Source organism: Ruegeria sp. CDSA141 (assembly GCF_059612005.1).
This window is the reverse complement of sequence record NZ_JBXWPT010000006.1, coordinates 119166-137420: the sequence shown is the minus strand read 5'-3', so window position 1 is coordinate 137420 and position 18255 is coordinate 119166. Positions and strand designations below refer to the sequence as shown.

General features: G+C 56.9%; 16 protein-coding genes. 9 read left to right on the top strand and 7 right to left on the bottom strand.

Going from position 1 to position 18255, the window contains the following annotated elements; genetic code table 11:
• Nucleotides 1-23 precede the first annotated feature (23 nt).
• Nucleotides 24-2255 (top strand): CHASE2 domain-containing protein, encoded by a 2232-nt coding sequence (locus AC2FLP_RS11285; protein ID WP_496683760.1) that lies wholly within the window; start codon nucleotides 24-26, stop codon nucleotides 2253-2255.
• 390 nt (nucleotides 2256-2645) lie between these two features.
• On the opposite strand, the gene AC2FLP_RS11280 is transcribed toward AC2FLP_RS11285, so the two are convergent.
• The 6 genes from AC2FLP_RS11280 to AC2FLP_RS11255 all read right to left on the bottom strand — a co-directional run bounded on the left by AC2FLP_RS11280 (nucleotide 2646) and on the right by AC2FLP_RS11255 (nucleotide 8671).
• On the bottom strand, nucleotides 2646-3641 hold the full coding sequence (locus AC2FLP_RS11280) for an ABC transporter ATP-binding protein (protein ID WP_496683757.1): 996 nt from the start codon (nucleotides 3639-3641) through the stop codon (nucleotides 2646-2648).
• Entirely contained in the window at nucleotides 3638-4672 is a 1035-nt protein-coding gene (locus AC2FLP_RS11275; RefSeq protein ID WP_496683754.1) for a Gfo/Idh/MocA family protein, read from the bottom strand. The genes AC2FLP_RS11280 and AC2FLP_RS11275 overlap by 4 nt, the downstream gene beginning before the upstream one ends.
• Nucleotides 4669-5508: a carbohydrate ABC transporter permease gene (locus AC2FLP_RS11270; RefSeq protein WP_117873776.1), complete on the bottom strand. Its 840-nt coding sequence runs from the start codon at nucleotides 5506-5508 to the stop codon at nucleotides 4669-4671. The genes AC2FLP_RS11275 and AC2FLP_RS11270 overlap by 4 nt, the downstream gene beginning before the upstream one ends.
• 10 nt (nucleotides 5509-5518) lie before the next feature.
• Nucleotides 5519-6433: a carbohydrate ABC transporter permease gene (locus AC2FLP_RS11265; protein WP_299897342.1), complete on the bottom strand. Its 915-nt coding sequence runs from the start codon at nucleotides 6431-6433 to the stop codon at nucleotides 5519-5521.
• Nucleotides 6434-6500: 67 nt separating this feature from the next.
• Entirely contained in the window at nucleotides 6501-7751 is a 1251-nt protein-coding gene (locus AC2FLP_RS11260; protein WP_496683750.1) for an ABC transporter substrate-binding protein, read from the bottom strand.
• Entirely contained in the window at nucleotides 7748-8671 is a 924-nt protein-coding gene (locus tag AC2FLP_RS11255; protein WP_496683747.1) for an N-acetylmuramic acid 6-phosphate etherase, read from the bottom strand. Before AC2FLP_RS11255 ends, AC2FLP_RS11260 begins: the two co-directional genes overlap by 4 nt.
• Before the next feature lie 158 nt (nucleotides 8672-8829).
• Here AC2FLP_RS11255 and AC2FLP_RS11250 point away from each other — a divergent pair, with 158 nt between their 5' ends.
• The 5 genes from AC2FLP_RS11250 to AC2FLP_RS11230 all read left to right on the top strand — a co-directional run bounded on the left by AC2FLP_RS11250 (nucleotide 8830) and on the right by AC2FLP_RS11230 (nucleotide 13824).
• Nucleotides 8830-9717 (top strand): glucosamine kinase nucleotide-binding domain-containing protein, encoded by an 888-nt coding sequence (locus AC2FLP_RS11250; protein ID WP_496683744.1) that lies wholly within the window; start codon nucleotides 8830-8832, stop codon nucleotides 9715-9717.
• Nucleotides 9704-10459: a GntR family transcriptional regulator gene (locus AC2FLP_RS11245; RefSeq protein ID WP_496683741.1), complete on the top strand. Its 756-nt coding sequence runs from the start codon at nucleotides 9704-9706 to the stop codon at nucleotides 10457-10459. Before AC2FLP_RS11250 ends, AC2FLP_RS11245 begins: the two co-directional genes overlap by 14 nt.
• Before the next feature lie 12 nt (nucleotides 10460-10471).
• Nucleotides 10472-11500 carry an SIS domain-containing protein gene (locus AC2FLP_RS11240; RefSeq protein WP_117873788.1) on the top strand — a complete coding sequence of 343 codons (1029 nt, stop codon included), beginning with the start codon at nucleotides 10472-10474 and terminating at the stop codon, nucleotides 11498-11500.
• Nucleotides 11497-12630, top strand: a complete 1134-nt coding sequence (gene nagA / locus AC2FLP_RS11235; RefSeq protein ID WP_299897352.1) for an N-acetylglucosamine-6-phosphate deacetylase — start codon at nucleotides 11497-11499, stop codon at nucleotides 12628-12630. The genes AC2FLP_RS11240 and nagA overlap by 4 nt, the downstream gene beginning before the upstream one ends.
• 324 nt (nucleotides 12631-12954) lie before the next feature.
• Nucleotides 12955-13824 carry a bifunctional allantoicase/(S)-ureidoglycine aminohydrolase gene (locus tag AC2FLP_RS11230; RefSeq protein WP_496683736.1) on the top strand — a complete coding sequence of 290 codons (870 nt, stop codon included), beginning with the start codon at nucleotides 12955-12957 and terminating at the stop codon, nucleotides 13822-13824.
• On the opposite strand, the gene bhcR is transcribed toward AC2FLP_RS11230, so the two are convergent.
• Complete coding sequence (bhcR, locus tag AC2FLP_RS11225) at nucleotides 13805-14653, bottom strand: HTH-type transcriptional regulator BhcR (protein WP_299897358.1); 849 nt, start codon at nucleotides 14651-14653, stop codon at nucleotides 13805-13807. The genes AC2FLP_RS11230 and bhcR overlap by 20 nt on opposite strands.
• A gap of 169 nt (nucleotides 14654-14822) precedes the next feature.
• Here bhcR and bhcA point away from each other — a divergent pair, with 169 nt between their 5' ends.
• Genes bhcA through bhcC form a run of 3 tightly spaced genes read left to right on the top strand, consistent with a single transcriptional unit; the run spans nucleotide 14823 to nucleotide 18172 of the window.
• Nucleotides 14823-16013 (top strand): L-aspartate--glyoxylate aminotransferase BhcA, encoded by a 1191-nt coding sequence (gene bhcA, locus AC2FLP_RS11220; RefSeq protein WP_117873796.1) that lies wholly within the window; start codon nucleotides 14823-14825, stop codon nucleotides 16011-16013.
• Entirely contained in the window at nucleotides 16013-16981 is a 969-nt protein-coding gene (gene bhcB, locus AC2FLP_RS11215) for a beta-hydroxyaspartate dehydratase BhcB (protein ID WP_496683731.1), read from the top strand. The genes bhcA and bhcB overlap by 1 nt, the downstream gene beginning before the upstream one ends.
• A 27-nt stretch (nucleotides 16982-17008) precedes the next feature.
• Entirely contained in the window at nucleotides 17009-18172 is a 1164-nt protein-coding gene (gene bhcC, locus AC2FLP_RS11210) for a 3-hydroxy-D-aspartate aldolase BhcC (RefSeq protein WP_496683728.1), read from the top strand.
• Nucleotides 18173-18255 lie beyond the last annotated feature (83 nt).

The following is an 18255-nucleotide window of genomic DNA, read 5'->3' as shown; positions in this document are numbered from 1 at the left end:
GTTCCATTTATCTGGAGGATGGTGTGAGCGACAAGGTGCGGAAATCCAAGAATGGCCGATGGGCCTTCCGCCTCGTGGGGCTGTGCCTGATCCTATTGGGTTGCATCATCCGAGCGTGGGACCCGTACCCCGTTCGAATGACGCGTCTGATCTATTTCGACGTTTTGCAACGACTGTCTCCGCGGGAGTTCAATCCCGAACTCCCCGTGCGCGTTGTGGATATCGATGAGGCCTCGCTTGCCAGCTGGGGGCAATGGCCCTGGCCCCGAACATTGGTTGCGCAGATGGTTCAAAATTTGGGTGACTATGGCGCCGCTACGATTGCTTTCGACATGCTGTTTGCTGAACCTGACCGGTATTCGCCATCTCACCTTCTGAACGACCCATCGCTGGCGGGTATATTGACAGTGGAACGCCATGCCGAAAAGCTGGACAATGACGTCGTGCTGGGGATGGAAATGGCCTACTGGCCCGTGGTTTTGGGCGTGGCCGCGCGATTGTCAGCTGAAGGGGAACCCATTGCGGCCAAGGCCGGAATCATTGAATTCGGGGAAAACCCTACCGAGGGGCTGATCTCGGTCCCTCATTGGACGCCAATCGCGCCACCGTTGGGTCGGGCAGCTGCGGGTGTTGGTGGGGTCAATGTCTCACCCATCGGTGGAACCGGCATCGTGAGACGTGCACCGGTTCTTTGGAACGGTCCGGAAGGTCCGCTGCCAAGCCTTGGAATCGAAGCCCTCAGGGTTGCCTTGGGTGAGACCAGTATTTTCGTGGAAGGCGCGCCTGACGAAGCAGGCATCATGCTGGCCGCCGAAATCGCCGGATATCGATTGCCTACAACCGAGAATGGCGAGCTTTGGCTGAAATACCGGCGGGACACCCCCGACCTCTACATTTCAGCCAAGGATGTTCTGGAAGGCTCGGAAAACCCCGAGCTGCGATCTGAAATCGAAGGCAGAATAATCCTGATCGGAACGTCCGCTGCCGGATTATTCGATATTCATCAGACGGCACTTGGCGAAAGCGTCCCAGGTGTTTCAATTCATGCTCAGATGATCGAACAAATCCTGACCGATGAAATGCTCAGCCGGTCCGACGTGACCGCAGCGCAGGAATTGCTGGCCTTTGCGTTTCTCGGGCTTGTCGTGATTGCCGTCATGTCCAGCTTTGGCGCCATTGCATCCTTTATCGCCGGTGGCATAGCAGCCGCCGCTGTTCTTACCATCAGCTGGCTGGTTTTTCAAAACCAGTCGGTCCTTTTCGATGCCACCTTTCCCCTGATTGGAGGAATCGCAAATTTTGGTCTGCTGGCGGGGTATCTTTTCGTATCGACCGAGCGCGAAAAGCGCGAAATTCGAAAAGTCTTTTCGCATTACGTGGCCCCGGAAATCCTTGATGAAATGGAGAATACGGGTCACCAGCTGCAATTGGGCGGTGAAAGTCAGGAAATCACCGTATTGTTTTCGGATATCCGCGGTTTCACGGCTCTGTCCGAATCCGCAACGGCCACAGAACTTGTTTCGTTGTTGAATGCGCTGTTTTCCAAGCTTGGGGATCAGATCCTGCATGAGCGTGGTACGATCGACAAGTTCATCGGTGACGCCATCATGGCCTTCTGGAACGCACCTTTGCCCGTTGCCGACCATCCATGCCGCGCAGCGCTTGCCGCGCTCAGGATGCGGGGTGCTTTGGCACAATTCAATGCATCCGACATCATGCGGAACCGAAAGCCGATAGCGCTGGCAACAGGAATTGCCACAGGGCAGGCCTGCGTCGGCAACATAGGATCGCAGAAACGGTTCAACTATACAGTTATCGGAGATGTCGTGAATGTTTCGGCACGTATCGAACAATCCTGTCGAACAGTTGATTATGACATCGTCGTCTCAAACGGGGTTTTTCAAGCTGGACAAGATGACCTGGCATTTCTGGAGGCAGGCCACGTTGATCTTAAAGGAAAAGCCAACCCTGAACCTGTTTTTGTTCTTGTAGGTGATTCCGCTTTGCGGAAGACCACTGCATTCCAAAATCTCCTTGCTCAGCACAGTGATTTGATCTCAGCGCTTAGAACCCGAAAGCCTCAGGGTGACATCGCGCGTTTGTTTCCGCGCTGCGAAAAACTCGCAGAAGATATCGAACCCGGATTACGCCAGTTCTATCGCGCCCTGCCCGGTCGTGCAGCTGATTTCAGAACAGATTCACCATCAGGGCAAGCCATGTTCACCCGATACAATCGAATGAAGGGATCTGGATAGGCGGCGTTCCGCCCCTGTTTAATCCGAAGCTTTGCGTTCCGTCCCATGCAAACAAACACATTCGTTCCGGGCGCGGTATGCATGGGGCCTTGCTGGCCAGATAGCAATTCTGGTCATAAGCCGGAGCCGCAGTCTCGCGATACTCGCGTTCAACTTAGTTGCCCACCTCGTGACAGGTCACGATGAGCAACAAACCCACTCATGGAAGATCGCCATATTCGGACCCAAAAACGCCGACATTGTGCAATGCTCAACTTGAACAAGGTGGCGTGGCAGGAAAAAGACCGCTGATTGAACTTTCAGATCTCACCACAAGGCCCGTGCGATGAATACCGCCTGACTTCGGCAACTCATAAAAAACCCAACACACAAACCCTTCATCATCGGTTGTTATTCGAGACGGGAACCCTGAGGGTCGAAGCGGTAGACCCTGCTCGGTGAATACCCAAACCGGATGCTCTGACCGGCCTCAACCTGATGCTGCCCGAACAGGCGTGCGGTGATCTGGTGATCCTGCATCATGGCAATCACGTTGGTGTCACCGCCCAAATGCTCGACATGGGTGACGTTTGCGACAACCGGGCCATCATCAGACAAAAACAGGTCTTCCGGGCGGATTCCCGTTGTAATGCTTGCGCTTTCGCCAATCATGCTGGCGGGAAAGAAATTCATCGACGGCGCCCCAAGGAAACCGGCCACGAACTGGTTGGCGGGGTTGTTGTAAAGCTCCATCGGGCTGCCGACCTGTTCCACACGCCCGTCGCGCAGAACGACGATCTTGTCGGCAAGAGTCATTGCCTCGGTCTGGTCATGGGTCACGTAGATCATCGAAGCGTCAAGCTGCCGGTGCAGGTTCGCAATTTCCAACCGTGTATTCATACGCAGAGCCGCGTCGAGATTGGACAGAGGCTCGTCGAACAGGAACAGCTTCGGTTCCCGCACGATGGCGCGACCGATGGCGACGCGCTGGCGCTGACCACCGGACAGTTCGGAAGGATATCTGTCGAGGTAAGGTTCGAGGTTCAGCATCTTGCTTGCCCTGGCAACACGCTCTTCGATGACCTGCCTGCTCTGGCCCTCCTGTTTCAGCGCCAATGACATGTTCTTGCGCACGTTCAGGTGGGGGTAGAGAGCATAGCTCTGGAACACCATTGCGATACCGCGCTTTGAGGGCGGGGTGAGGTTCATGACCTCACCGCCGATGCACACGTCGCCCGACGTCACATCCTCCAACCCCGCGATGACACGCAGAAGGGTGGATTTACCGCAACCCGAAGGGCCGACAAAGACGACAAATTCGCCCTCGTCAACTTCGATATTGATATCCCTGAGGACCTCGACGGTGCCGAAGGACTTGTTCACGTTTTGCAGCGTCAGGGCGGTCATATGCGTGCCTCTTTCAGCGAAATGGGTTGGCCTGTACGGATGCTTTCATCAGCGGCCAGGCAGATGGCCAGCGATTGCACCGCGTCGTTCATGTGGCGGGTCAGATCGATATCTTCGGCGATGGCGCGCAGCATATAGGCTTGCTCGGCGTCGCAGAGGTCCTGATGGCCGGGTTCATCGGGCAGGTCGATCGTCTGGTCACCTTCGGGGCGGTGAACCAGAAGACTGCCGACCTTAGTGTGACCGTCGATATCGGCCGATGCGCCCTTGTTGCCATCAGTGATCGAGACCGAGCCGTTGGGTGAGATGATATCTTTCACGAAGAACGCGGTTTCGGACATCATCGGGCCCCAGCCGGCTTCGTACCAGCCGAGCGAGCCGTCTTCGAAGATCACCTGGAACTGGCCGTAGTTATACATATCTTCGGAAATCTCGTCACTAAGACGCAGACCCATGCCATGCACGCGGACGGGATCGGAGTCGGTGATCTGGCACATCACATCGACGTAATGCACACCGCAATCGACGATAGGGGACGTCGTCTGCATCAAGGCCTTGTGCGTTTCCCATTCCGCCCCGCTGCTTTGCTGGTTAAGGTTCAGACGGAAGACATATGGTCCCCCGAGTTCGCGCGCCTCCGCGATCAGGCGCATCCAAGAGGGGTGGTGCCGCAGAATGTATCCGATCACCAGTTTCCGGTCAGTTTCCACTGCTTTTGCGACCACGCGTCTGGCGTCCGCAACCGTCGTGGCCAGTGGTTTTTCAACAAAGACATGCGCGCCTGTTTTCATTGCGGCGCAGGCGAAGTCTGCGTGGCTGTCGGAATAGGTTGCGACGACGACCAGATCGGGGTTTGTCTCGGCCAGTGCCGCCTGAAAATCCGTATAGGCCGGATAGCCTGACAGATCGGTATGATCCACTCGACCTGAGCGGTTGACCAGTCCCACGAGCTGCGCGTCGGGGTGACGATGATGGGCCAAGGCATGGCTCAGGCCCATGTTGCCAAGACCAGCGATCAGAACCCGGGTCATTTGACAGCTCCTGAAGTGATGCCACGGATCAGCTGGCGCGAGAAGATAACGTAGAGCACCAAAACTGGCAGGATCGCCATGCTGAGTGCGGAAAGAACTGCGTTCCAGTCGGTGACAAACTGGCCGATGAAGACTTGACTGCCCAGCGTCAGGGTTTTGGTCTCTTCAGCGGGTGCCAGAATCAGCGGGAACCAGAGATCGTTCCAGATAGGGATCATGTTGAAAACAGCGACGGTTGCCATGGCAGGCCGAACCAGAGGCAGCACCAACCGAAAAAAGATCGTGTATTCCGAAAGCCCATCGATGCGCCCTGCGTTCTTCAGGTCATCACTGACCTGGCGCATGAACTCGGACAGGATGAACACGGCCAACGGCAAGCCCTGTGCCGTGTAGACGAAGATCAGGGCCCAGAGCGTGTTCACAAGCCCCGTTGCGACCATCATCTCCAGAATCGCCACTGTGCCGATGCGGATTGGGATCATGATCCCAAGTGCCAGATAGAGTCCCATCAACATGTTGCCCTTGAACCGGTATTCGCTGAGGGCAAAGGCCGCCATGGCACCGAACAGCAGGATAAAGGTCAGTGAAGCCACGGTGACGATCAGCGAGTTCTGAAAGTAGAGGAAGAAATCCCCCTGTTTCATCACCGTCTGGTAGCCGATCAGGGAAAAGCTTTCGGCATCAGGCAATGCGAGCGGTTCGCGAAAGATGGCACGGCGCGTTTTGAAGCTGTTGATGATGATCACGAAAACCGGGAACAGGGCGATCAGAGTGTAAAGGATCAACGCTCCATGCATTGCGGCGGTATTCAGCGGATTCGAGCGTGCTTTGTTCATTGCAGAGCCCTCACAACTGATACCGGCGCATCCGGGTCTGGATGCCGAAAAGGTAAATGCAAACACCGACAAGGATGATGGCGAACATGGCACCGGCAATGGCGGACCCCATATACGGATCACCCAATTGCAGCTGGAAGCCAAAGAACGTGCGGTACATGAAAGTGCCCAGGATGTCGGTCGAAAAATCTGGCCCCGCCAGCGCGCCCTGAGAGACATAGATCAGATCGAATGCGTTGAAATTGCCCACGAATGTGAGGATCGAGATGATCCCGATCGAGGGCAGGATCAGCGGCAGTTTTATTTTCCAGAAAGCCGAAGCTCCGGTGATCCCGTCAATCTCGCCGGCTTCAAGAATTTCTTCAGGGATCGACAACAGGGCCGCATATATCAGCATCATCGGGATGCCGACAAATTGCCAGACCGAGACGAGCGCCAGAGTTGTCAGCGCGTATTCTTCCTTGCCTAACCACGGAGCAAACAGGGATTTCAGGCCAACAGCGTCCAGCATCGAGGGCGCAATCCCCCAAAGCGGAGACAGGATCAGTTTCCAGGCAAAACCCACGATCACGAAGCTCAGGATCGTCGGAATGAAAATGGCCGACCGGTACAGTGCGGCAAAGCGCAGCCTCGGGTGTGACAGGATCGCGGCCAGAGCGATTCCGATGGGGTTCTGCACCAGCATGTGGATCAGGAAGAACCAGAAGTTGTTGCCCAACGCATTCCAGAATTGCTCGGACCACAGCGGATCAAAGAACAAGGTTCGGAAATTCTCCAACCCCACATACACACGTGCCTGATCGACTTCGGTGAACAGCGCGAAGCGCAGTGTATTGAACAAGGGCAGGATCATCACCGCCGTGTAGACCAGCACCGCAGGTGCAAGGAAAACGACGATGTGCCAGCGTATGCGGCGCGTCTGCATGGGATTCTCCGGGGAAAAGTGTCGGGCGCGGCGCGATGGGCCGCACCCGGAGAGAGTGGTTCAGATGTTACTGATGCGGTGCGTACCAGCTGGCCAAACCATCTTGCAGTTTTTTGCCCAAAGCCTCAGAGCTTTCGGTGCCCTTGATGGCTGCAACGGATGCACCCCAGGTCTCGTTTTCAAGGTTGGGTGTGCCGCGTGACAGGATCTGATAAGTCGAACGGATGGTGCTCTCGCACTCATCCCGCCACCCGACGATTTCCTTGGCAAGAGGATCTTCCAATTCAACCGGGGTGTTGGAAAGAGGGAAGAAACCGGGAACCGCATTGCCGAAGATGCTGGCGAATTCTGGGCTTGCGACCCAGGCCAGGAACGTACGGGCAGCCTCCTGGTTTTCGCTGGCAGCATTCAGGCCGATGCCAATATCGGTATGGTCCGAGATATAGCAGGTGTCACCGGCATTTTGGACCGGCGGCTTGAAAGCGCCCATCTCAAAATCAGCCTGTGTGTTGAAACCTGCAATCTCCCAGCTGCCTGTCGGGTAAATTGCGGCGCGGCCCAATGTGAACAGGTTCTGGCTGTCGGGATAGGTCTGCGCCTCATATCCGTCACCCAGATAATCGGCCCATTTCGCCAAAGTGGCAAAGGGCGCGACCCACTGAGGGTCGGTCAGTTTCTGCTCGCCCCTGATCAATGCCAGTCGGCCTTCTTCACCTTTCCAGTAGTTCGGGCCGATATTGTTATAGCCCATCGTTGCGGCTTCCCACTGGTCATTCGTGCCCATTGCCATCGGTATATAGGTGCCGTCTTCCTTGATCTTGTCCAACACTTCAAAGAATTCTGCCTCGGTGGTCGGAACGTCCAGACCCAATTCGTTGAACGCGTCCTTGTTGTAAATGAAACCGTGGATCACCGATGCCATCGGAACACAAAAGCTGGCCGACGCATCGTCTGTCTGCCACGCGGATTTGGCAACGTCCGAGAAGTTGTTCATCGCATCCAGATCGGACAGGTCGGTCAGATGGCCTGCTTCGTAAAGCGCCAGAGAAGCATCGAACGGGCGGCAGGTGATCAGATCACCGGCGGATCCGGCTTCCAGCTTGGAGTTCAGAACGGCGTTGTACTCTGCCGGGGCTGAAGGCGAAAAAACAACTTTGATATCTGGATTGGCCGCCTCGAATGCGGGGATGATCTTTTCCTGCCAGAGAGCGAGGTCATCGTTGCGCCAGCTTTCGATTGTCAGCGTAGCGTCTTGCGCATAGGCGCTTGTGACCAGCGCCGTGCTCATCAGAGCCAGGCTCAGAACTTTGCGTTTCATTTGGTTTCTCCCAGGTTGCTATGTTCGTTATTTTCATTCAGCCGGTTCATCGCATGACGCAAACGGCCATTCGTTTCAGCCAGTCGCTTTTGAGCATCCTCGGCCGATACGGCACCCGCGGCGACAAGTGCCGCGCATTTCAGGTTCCCATCCGCGGCCCTCAGGGCATCATCAGCACGTTCAGGTGATACGCCGGTCAGTTGGCACACGATTCCGTTGGCGCGTGCGCGCAATTTGTCATTGTCCGCCCGCAGATTGATCATCATGCCGTCCTGAATATGCCCAAGCTCGACGGCCATCAGCGTCGACAACGTATTGAGGGCTATTTTCTGCGCAGTGCCGGCCCCCATCCGGGTTGAGCCTGAGATCAATTCCGGAGGGGTCGCAAGCAGAACGGCATGGTCCGCCAGTTGCAACAATTGCGAACCCGCATTGTTTGCAATCCCGATCACGGGCGTCCCCCTGTCGCGCGCCAGTTTCGCGGCTGCAACAGTGTAGGGTGTGGTGCCGCTGGCCGAGACCGCGATGAGCGTATCATTGGCATGCATATCCGACATTTCACGTGCAAGCCCATCAACAGCGTCCTCTACATCCCCCGGCATGTCTGCTTTGGTCGGCATTCCACCGGCCATATATATACGGATCTGTTCCGAGGGAATTGAGAACGTTCCGCCAAGCTCCAGCGCGTCCGAGGCCGCCATAAGGCCGGAAGACCCCGCCGCAAGATATCGAAGCTTGCCGCCCGACCGGATCGTCTGGGCCATGGCCGTCGCCCCGTTGCAAATCGGACCAAGTGCATCAAGCACTGCCGTCGCCGCTGACACCTGCGACCGCGCCAGCAGGCTGGCCACTTCTGCCAGCGGACGGGTATCAAGCCCATGCGCATCCTGATGCAATTGTTCTGTCGCCGGCGTAATCAAGTGATTCTCCCCCAAGAACTCTCGATATCATACCTTTTAAATACCATTAGTCTACGATTAATTTTTTTTCCTATTTTTGGGCATTTTAGCGCGATAATCGCCGCTTTGGTCGCAATTAGGACTTCAAAATACACAAAAGGTATTATAAAGGTCCTTATATGGTAAAGTCATCAAAACCCATGTTCCTGGCCGCCGACGGGGGTGGAACGCGCTGCCGCGTCGCCGCTTTTGTTGATGGCAAAACACACAGGGTCGAAGTTGGCGCGGCAAACGTGTCTACTGATTTCGACGCTGCTTGCATCGAGTTGCGGCGTGGCCTGGAAGCTCTGGCAGTTCAGACGGGCCGTTCGCCGGAGGAGCTTGCACGAGTGCCCACCTATCTGGGCTTGGCCGGGATAACAGGTGATGCGATCGCCAGAAAACTCGCAGCGGCATTGCCAATTCAGCACGTTCGGATCGAAGACGATCGTGCTGCAGCTTTGCGCGGAGCATTGGGCGCCAGAGACGGGTTTGTCGCACATTGCGGCACCGGTTCTTTTGTCGCAATGCAAAGGGGTGGCGCGATGAAGCTTGCCGGCGGATGGGGTCCTGTTCTGGGCGATCAGGCTTCCGCGCAATGGGTTGGCAAACGGGCGCTGGCCAAGACGCTGGAGCACACGGACGGTATGACCGGCCCTTCAGAATTGGCGCAGGATCTGCTGTCTCGATTCGGCGATGCCGCGGGAATTGTACGGGCCGCCGCTGACATGACGCCATCTGACTTTGGCGCCCTCGCCCCGCTTGTGACCGAGCTTTCCAATCGCGGGGACGATTTGGCCAGATCAATCCTGCGGGACGGTGCGGACTATCTGATCGAGGTGATGAAGAAAATGGGCTGGAACGTTGGCCAGCCAATTTGTCTGACCGGGGGCATCGGCCCCCTTTACGCGCCGCACCTGCCTTCAGACATGCAATCTGTTCTGGTCCAGCCTGCGGGCGATCCACTGTCCGGCGCACTTGCATTGGCACAGGCGTATCTGGAGAAAATCGAACATGAGCATAGCTGATTTCCTGCGGCCCGAAGGATGGTTGGGGCAAAGCTCGGGCCCGCGCTATGTACAGCTCCGTCAGCGCCTCGAACAAGGGATTAAGGACGGTATCCTGCCTCCCAACAGTTCGCTGCCCCCCGAAAGAGAAATCGCCGAGATCACCGACCTGTCGCGTGTGACTGTGCGCAAGGCCATTCATGAATTGGTGCGCAAGGGTGCAATCGAACAACGGCAGGGGTCTGGTTCTTTTGTTCGGGAACCCGTGGCGAAAGTTGAACAGTCGCTGTCCCATCTGACATCTTTCACCGAAGACATGGAGCGGCGCGGGCTCAAGACGACCTCGACATGGCTGGAGCGTGGGATTTTCCTGCCATCCCCGGAAGAAATGATGGCATTGGGCTTGTCGGCAAACGAACAGGTTGCACGTGTCTACCGCCTGCGAGAGGCAGGAGGACGCCCGATGGCGTTGGAAAAAGCGGCCCTTCCGCTGGATATCCTGCCAAACCCCACTGAAGTGACGGGGTCGCTTTACTCTGTTCTTGAACAATCTGGTCTGCGACCGGTGCGCGCTATCCAGAAAATCTCGGCCATCAACCTTGAAGCGCCCGAGGCAGAGCTTCTGGACGTTGCGGAAGGTACGGCCGGGCTTCGGATTCAACGCACCTCATATCTGCAAAGCGGGCGGGTCGCTGAATTGACCCGCTCGATCTACCGCGGTGATGCCTATGACTTCGTGGCTGAGCTGCGCCTGTCAAATTGAAAGCCTGGGAAAATGTCTGACACAACCACTCAAATGCGGCAGGAGATCAATGAGATTCCCGACGCCGTAGACCGCCTTCTGACCGAGGGCGCAGATTTGATCGCGCAAACCGCCAACGAGATCCAGACCCGCAACCCGCGGTTTCTGATCTCGGTGGCGCGCGGATCCTCGGATCATGCCTGCAGCTTTCTGAAATACGCGTCGGAACTGCTACTTGGCTTGCCGATGGCTTCGGTCGGACCGTCGGTCAAGTCTATCTACGGTGTCGACATGCACTGCGAGGATGCGATCTGCATATCTGTTTCACAATCCGGCCAGAGCCCGGATATCGTGCAACTCACGCAGTCGCTCACATCCGGCGGAGCTTACTCGGTCGCGATCACGAACAACACTGCCTCTGCACTGGCCGACGCAGCCACGGCAACGCTGCCAATTCACGCGGGCCCCGAACTGAGCGTGGCGGCGACGAAGACATTCGTGACGTCTCTGGTCGCCGGGTTGTGGTTGATTGCGCAGGTGAAGCGCGATGATCATTTGTTACGCGCCATCCATGGGCTGCCGGACAGTTTGTCGACTGCAATTGCCTGCGACTGGAGCGCCGTGGCGGACGCGGTGGATGGTCGCTCTTTGTTTACACTGGGGCGCGGCATGTCTTTGGCAATTTCCAACGAAGCCGCGTTGAAATTCAAGGAAACCTGCCAGATTCACGCGGAAAGCTATTCGGCAGCCGAGGTTCTGCACGGCCCTGTTTCCATCGTGGATCAGGGCTTTCCTGTGCTTGCCTTGTCGTCCGGGGATGCAGCAGAGGACAATCTGGCTGAAGTTGCAGACGCACTGGCGTCCAAAGGCGCTGTGGTTTTCGCCACAACCGGCCGCGTGAAACACGCAACAGAACTGCCGCATGTCCGAACGTCCCATTGGATGACGGACCCCATACCAACAATTGCGTCGTTTTATGGAATGGTGGAGAAGGTTGCCACACAACGAGGGATTGACCCGGACACACCACGCCATCTGAAAAAAGTAACGGAAACGGTATGACCAGTTCTACCATCATCTTTGCGGGCGGCCCGATCTTCGATGGCACTGAATTGCGTGAAGGATACGCCGCACGGTTCAGAAACGGGCTGTTGGATGCGTTGGTCCCCTTGGATCAGATAGCGCATGACGACCAGATCGAGGATCTGCATGGCGACATCCTCAGCCCTGGCTATGCTGATCTGCAGGTGAACGGCGGCGGTGGCGTGATGTTCAACGACGATCCATCGGTTCAGTCACTGACCCAAATCGCCCGTGCTCATCGCGCGCTGGGTGCGATGAGCATCCTGCCAACCCTGATCACTGACACGGCCGAGAAAACCCGAGCCGCTATTGATGCCGCCATCAAGGCCGTTCAGACAGGTGTTTCCGGTATTGCGGGCCTGCATCTGGAAGGTCCTCACCTGTCTGAGCGGCGCAAGGGCGCACATGATGCTGCGATGATCCGCCCGATGCGGCAAACCGACCTGGAAACTTTGATCGATGCTGCAAAACACCTGCCTGCGTTGATGGTGACGCTGGCGCCCGAAAGTACAACACTGCAGCAAGTTGAAGCATTGAAGCGCGCGGGGGTGATCGTCTCTTTGGGCCACACGGACGCGCCTTTTGAGACCTGCCTGGCGTTCTCAAGGGCCGGGGCACAGTGCGCAACGCATCTGTTCAATGCGATGAGCCAGCTTGGCAGCCGAGAACCCGGACTGGTTGGCGCGGCGTTATCCTGCGGATCGCTATCGGCGGGCTTGATCGCGGATGGTATCCACGTTCATCCCGACACAATGCGGATTGCCTGGGCCGCCAAGCGCGGACCTGGGCGGATTTTTCTTGTCAGCGATGCGATGGCGGTCGCTGGCACGTCACTGGCGGAGTTTCAGTTGGAAGGACGCCCCATCCGGCGGGAAAACGGCAGGCTGACGTTAGAGGATGGCACTCTGGCCGGGGCCGATTTGTGCCTGACAACAGCGGTACAGGTTCTGACGGGCCAAGCGGAGATCCCGTTTCAAGAAGCACTCGCAGCAGCAACAAGCGTTCCGTTAGCGATGATTTCCGGCAAGAGTACAGGACTAAAGCCAGCGCTTTCGCAGATGATACTGATTTCCCCGGATTTGTCCCGGGCCAGACCTGTGCAACCCTGATCACTTCCGGAGCCAACTAAACCGCATGTTCCAAGAATGAAACGGATGAACCGAACGCCCTGCCCGCGCAACATTCAGCCGATTTCCGACTGGACCAAACTGACGTGAGACGGGTTGATAACAAGATCGGCGTCAACCGGCCCAAATCATCGTTGATCCGACCGGTCGTGCAGCGCGTGCGCGATGTCAGCGCTGCGTGCGTTTACTGGCGGCCAAATTTTGATTTTTCAAAACTTCGCGAATAGAGCTGTCACCTTTTTGCGGGTGGTCCGCACCGTTCTCTCAGCGCATATTTCAGACATAGGACATTTTTCAGGAGCATGCATGACCGCCAAGTATTTTTCGCCACACGGTGGGCATCCTGGTCAGGAGCAATTGCTGACTGACCGCGCCGTATTTACTGACGCTTATGCAGTGATCCCAAAGGGAACGATGCGGGATATCGTGACCAGTTTTCTGCCGTTTTGGGAAGACACCCGCTTGTGGGTGATATCACGCCCGCTAAGCGGCTTTGCAGAAACCTTTTCGCAATACATCATGGAAGTTCAGCCCGGCGGTGGCTCTGACCGGCCCGAGACCGATCCCGAAGCCGAAGGCGTTTTGTTCGTGGTCGAAGGCACAGCGACCTTGACTGCCGACGGCACAACCTATGAGCTGACGCCCGGCGGCTATGCCTACCTGCCCGCTGAATGCAATTGGACCTTACGAAACCGAGGCGGCGAAATCCTGCGGTTCCATTGGATTCGAAAGGCTTATGAAGCGGTAGAAGGGCTTGACCGCCCAGACGTTCTGGTTCTCAACGAAAACGAGATCACGCCGACGCCGATGCCCGGAACGGACGGCAAATGGGCCACGACTCGCTTTGCCGACCCAAGTGACTTGCGGCACGATATGCACGTGACCGTGGTGACTTTCGAGCCCGGCGCCGTCATTCCTTTCCTTGAAACACATGTGATGGAACATGGTCTGTATGTTCTTGAGGGAAAGGCCGTTTACAGGCTGAACAATGACTGGGTAGAGGTCGAGGCCGGCGATTACATGTGGTTGCGCGCGTTCTGCCCACAGGCCTGTTATGCAGGTGGCCCGGGTAAGTTCCGTTACTTGCTATACAAAGACGTGAACCGCCATATGGCACTGCGGCCAGGTCCAGCCGCTTACCCGCAGCACCGGCGTCTCAGGACAGCGGCGGAGTAATAGTCCCGCCGATGGCCAGAGTTAACTGATGCGCCGCCTCGATGACGGGGCGGCTTAGTCGCTGAATCTCGACTTCGCTGACGCGACTTGTCGGTCCGGACACTGAAATCCCGGCAACCGCCTCTCGGTTGGTATCGAAGACCGGCGCAGCAATGCACCGCATTCCCGCGTTCTTTTCTTCGTTGTCTATCGAGAAGCCTTGTACCCGAACCATGGCAAGATCTTCTTTCAGCGCGGTCGGGCTGGTAATCGACCTGTCCGTGAAGGCCTGTAGTTCTGTCTTGGCCAACAGCCGGTCCAACCGATCTTCTTCCATATATGCCAACAAAGCTTTCCCGATGCCCGACGCGTGCATCGGAGAAAGCGTGCCCGGAGGGAAAAACGCACGAATACTGGCATGGGTTTCCACCTGGCTCAGGAATAATACCATTCCTTCTTTCTCGACCCCCAGGTTTGCGGTCTCGCCGGTGGCCTCCATCAGCTTTCGCATCACGGGTCGGGCCCGGTCCACAAGGCTGGTGCGACGCAGGAAGCGCGAGCCGATTACGAACGCACGAGGACCGATGTGCCAGACCTGCTCGTCGTGATCGAACTCGACAAGGCCCCTGCCCTCAAGTGTAACGAGTATTCGGTAAACTGTGGCGGGCGACTGGCCCATTTCGTCGGATAGCGCGGTTAACGCCTTGCCCTGCGCTTCACTCAAATACTCAAAAACTTCCATCGCACGGTCGAGAGACTTGATCGTGTTTTGCGCTGTCTTGTCGTCCCATCCCCTTGGTCTTCCACGGGCTTTTCTGCGGACTTCGCGAGTATTGTCTTGAGAATCCATAAAAACCCTTTGATTATTCGTGAAAAACTAATTCATCATATGAAAAATATAAGGCACTGACAATTATAAATTATATTCGAAGCGTGGCGTTTTGAAAGTCTTTTTCAAAAATATATCAGGCTGAGTGACGGGTGTTTATCGTGTGGTCAACAACGGAAGGAGACCATCCATGAGCTTTCAAAACCCCGTTTTCATCCCGGGTCCGACCAACATCCCGGAAAGCCTGCGCAAGGCCTGTGATATGCCCACGATCGACCATCGCTCGCCGCTGTTCGGGCAAATCCTGCACCCCGCACGTGCTGGCGTTCAGAAAGTCCTGAAAAGCAACAGCGCCCAAATCTTCATCTTCCCGTCGACCGGAACCGGAGGCTGGGAGACCGCACTGACCAATACCCTGTCGGCCGGTGACAAGGTTCTGGCGGCGCGCAACGGCATGTTCAGCCATCGCTGGATCGATATGTGCCAGCGTCACGGTCTGAATGTCGAGATCGTCGAAACCCCTTGGGGCGACGGGCTGCCAGCCGATCGTTACGAAGAGATTTTGACCGCCGACACAAGCCACGAAATCAAGGCTGTTCTTGCCACGCACAACGAAACGGCAACCGGTGTGAAATCGGATATTGCGGCAGTACGCAAGGCGCTGAATGCCGCCCGACACCCTGCCATGCTGTTCGTCGATGGTGTTTCATCGATCGGGTCCATGGATTTCCGTTTTGACGAGTGGGGCGTCGACGTGGCCGTCACGGGTTCACAGAAAGGGTTCATGCTGCCTGCGGGTCTTGCAATCGTCGGATTTAGCCAGAGAGCGATGGACGCGACCAAGACGGACACCCTGCCCCGCACCTTCTTTGATGTTCATGACATGGCCCAGGGGTACGCCAACAACGCCTATCCCTATACGCCTGCCGTTGGTTTGATGAATGGCCTCAACCAGGCCTGCGATATGTTGCTGAGTGAAGGTTTGGAAAACGTCTTTGCCCGGCATCACCGTATTGCCGAAGGAGTACGTGCCGCCGTGGGTGCGTGGGGGCTGGACCTTTGTGCGGCGAACCCGTCGGTGTATTCTGACACCGTCAGCGCGATCCGAACGCCAAACGGCTTCAATGCGACGGGTATAGTCACCCATGCCGCTGAAAAATACGGCGTTGCCTTCGGTGTCGGCCTTGGTGAAGTCGCAGGCAAGGTATTCCGTATCGGACATCTGGGCAGCCTGACGGATGTCATGGCTCTGTCCGGGATTGCCACCGCTGAAATGTGCATGGTCGACCTGGGCCTGAACATCCAGCTGGGCTCCGGCGTGGCGGCTGCGCAGGAATATTATCGCGGTCATCCCGGTGCAGTTCAGAAGGATGCTGCGTGATGAAGGACTGCAACATGTACATCCCAACCTACGAGGACATGCTCGAAGCCCACAATCGGATCGAGCCCTTTATCCGCCGTACCCCGGTCCGAACCTCGGACTACCTGAATGAATTGGCCGGGGCGCAGCTGTTCTTCAAATGTGAGAACTTTCAGGAACCGGGTGCCTTCAAGGTGCGTGGGGCAGCAAATGCCGTGTTTGGCCTTGACGACGAACAAGCCAGGAAAGGCGTTGCAACCCATTCCTCGGGCAACCACGCCTCGTGCCTGTCCTATGCGGCGATGAAGCGGGGCATACCGTGCAACGTCGTCATGCCACGCACAGCGCCGCAGGCCAAGAAAGACACGGTGCGGCGCTATGGTGGGAAGATCACGGAATGTGAGCCCTCAACCTCGTCGCGCGAGGCCACGTTTGCCGAGGTTCAGGCCGCCACGGGCGGGGATTTTGTCCACCCCTACAATGATCCGTGCGTGATAGCCGGGCAAGGCACCTGCTCGCGCGAGTTCATCGAACAGACCGATGGTCTGGACGCGGTGGTCGCCCCCATCGGTGGTGGCGGCATGGTATCAGGCACTTGCCTGACATTGTCTACTCTGGCCCCTGAAACCGCGATCATCGCCGCAGAACCTGAACAGGCCGACGATGCCTATCGCAGCTTCAAGGCCGGCCACATCATAGCGGATGACGCACCCAAGACGATTGCCGACGGGCTGCTGGTTCCGCTTAAGGACCTCACCTGGCATTTCGTGTCGAACCACGTCTCCGAAATCTACACGGCTTCCGAGCAAGAGATCATCGACGCGATGAAACTAACGTGGAAACACCTACGGATCGTGATGGAGCCATCTTCGGCCGTTCCGCTGGCTACGATCCTGAAAAACCCGGACGCTTTCAAAGGCAAGCGGGTCGGCCTGATCATAACCGGGGGCAATGTCGATCTGGACAAGCTGCCCTGGCTGAACGCGTAACATCAATCCCGACATAGGAATACGGAAATGAAAGATATGACCAATCTCGACAATTTCGAAGTAGGCTTTGACATTCCGGCCAAGCCCGGAATGGATGAAGCAGATATCCAGACTCCCAGCCTGATTCTGGATCTCGACGCGCTAGAACGCAACATCAAGAAGATGGGCGACTATGCCAGGGCGCATGGCATGCGCCACCGCGTGCATGGAAAAATGCACAAATCGGTAGACGTGGCCAAGTTGCAGGAGAAGATCGGAGGCGCTGTTGGCGTTTGCTGCCAGAAAGTTTCAGAGGCCGAAGTGTTCGTGCGCGGTGGCATCAAGGACGTTCTGGTGTCGAACCAGGTGCGTGACCCCGCCAAGATCGACCGTCTTGCCAGCCTGCCAAAGCTGGGCAGCCGCATCATCGTTTGCGTCGACGATCTGGACAACGTTGCAGACCTTTCCGGCGCGGCGGTGGATCATGGAACACAGCTGGAAATCTTCATCGAGATCGACTGCGGTGCCGGGCGTTGCGGCGTGACAACGACCCCGGAAGTGATCGAGATTGCCAAAGCAGTAGAAGCTGCTGACAACCTGAAGTTCACCGGGATCCAGGCCTACCAGGGGGCCATGCAGCACCTTGACAGCTATGAAGCGCGCAAGGAAAAGCTCGACACCGCCATCGCCATGGTGAAGGACGCCGTCGAGGGCCTCAAAGCTGAAGGCATCGAGTGCGAATTGGTCTCGGGCGGTGGCACCGGTTCATACTACTTCGAGTCCAACTCGGGCGTGTACAACGAACTGCAATGCGGGTCCTACGCGTTCATGGATGCCGACTACGGCCGCATCCTGGACAAGGATGGAAACCGGATCGATCAGGGCGAGTGGGAAAACGCCTTCTTCATTCTGACCAGCGTCATGAGCCACACCAAGGCGGATAAGGCGATCGTAGATGCAGGCCTCAAGGCTCAATCGGTGGACAGCGGCCTGCCGGTTGTCTTTGGCCGCGACGATGTCGAATACATCAAATGTTCGGACGAACACGGCGTCGTCATGGATCCGAACGGTGCGCTGAAGGTCAACGACAAGCTCAAGCTGGTTCCGGGACACTGCGACCCAACCGCAAATGTACACGATTGGTATGTCGGTGTTCGCAACGGCAAGGTCGAGACCGTCTGGCCCGTGTCCGCCCGCGGACGCGCTTATTGATCTGAACTTGCTCTGTTTGGGAGGGCTGGCTCGGAAGCAGCCAGACAGCCGCCCGCGTGTATGCTCTCCTTCCGGCAGGGGCA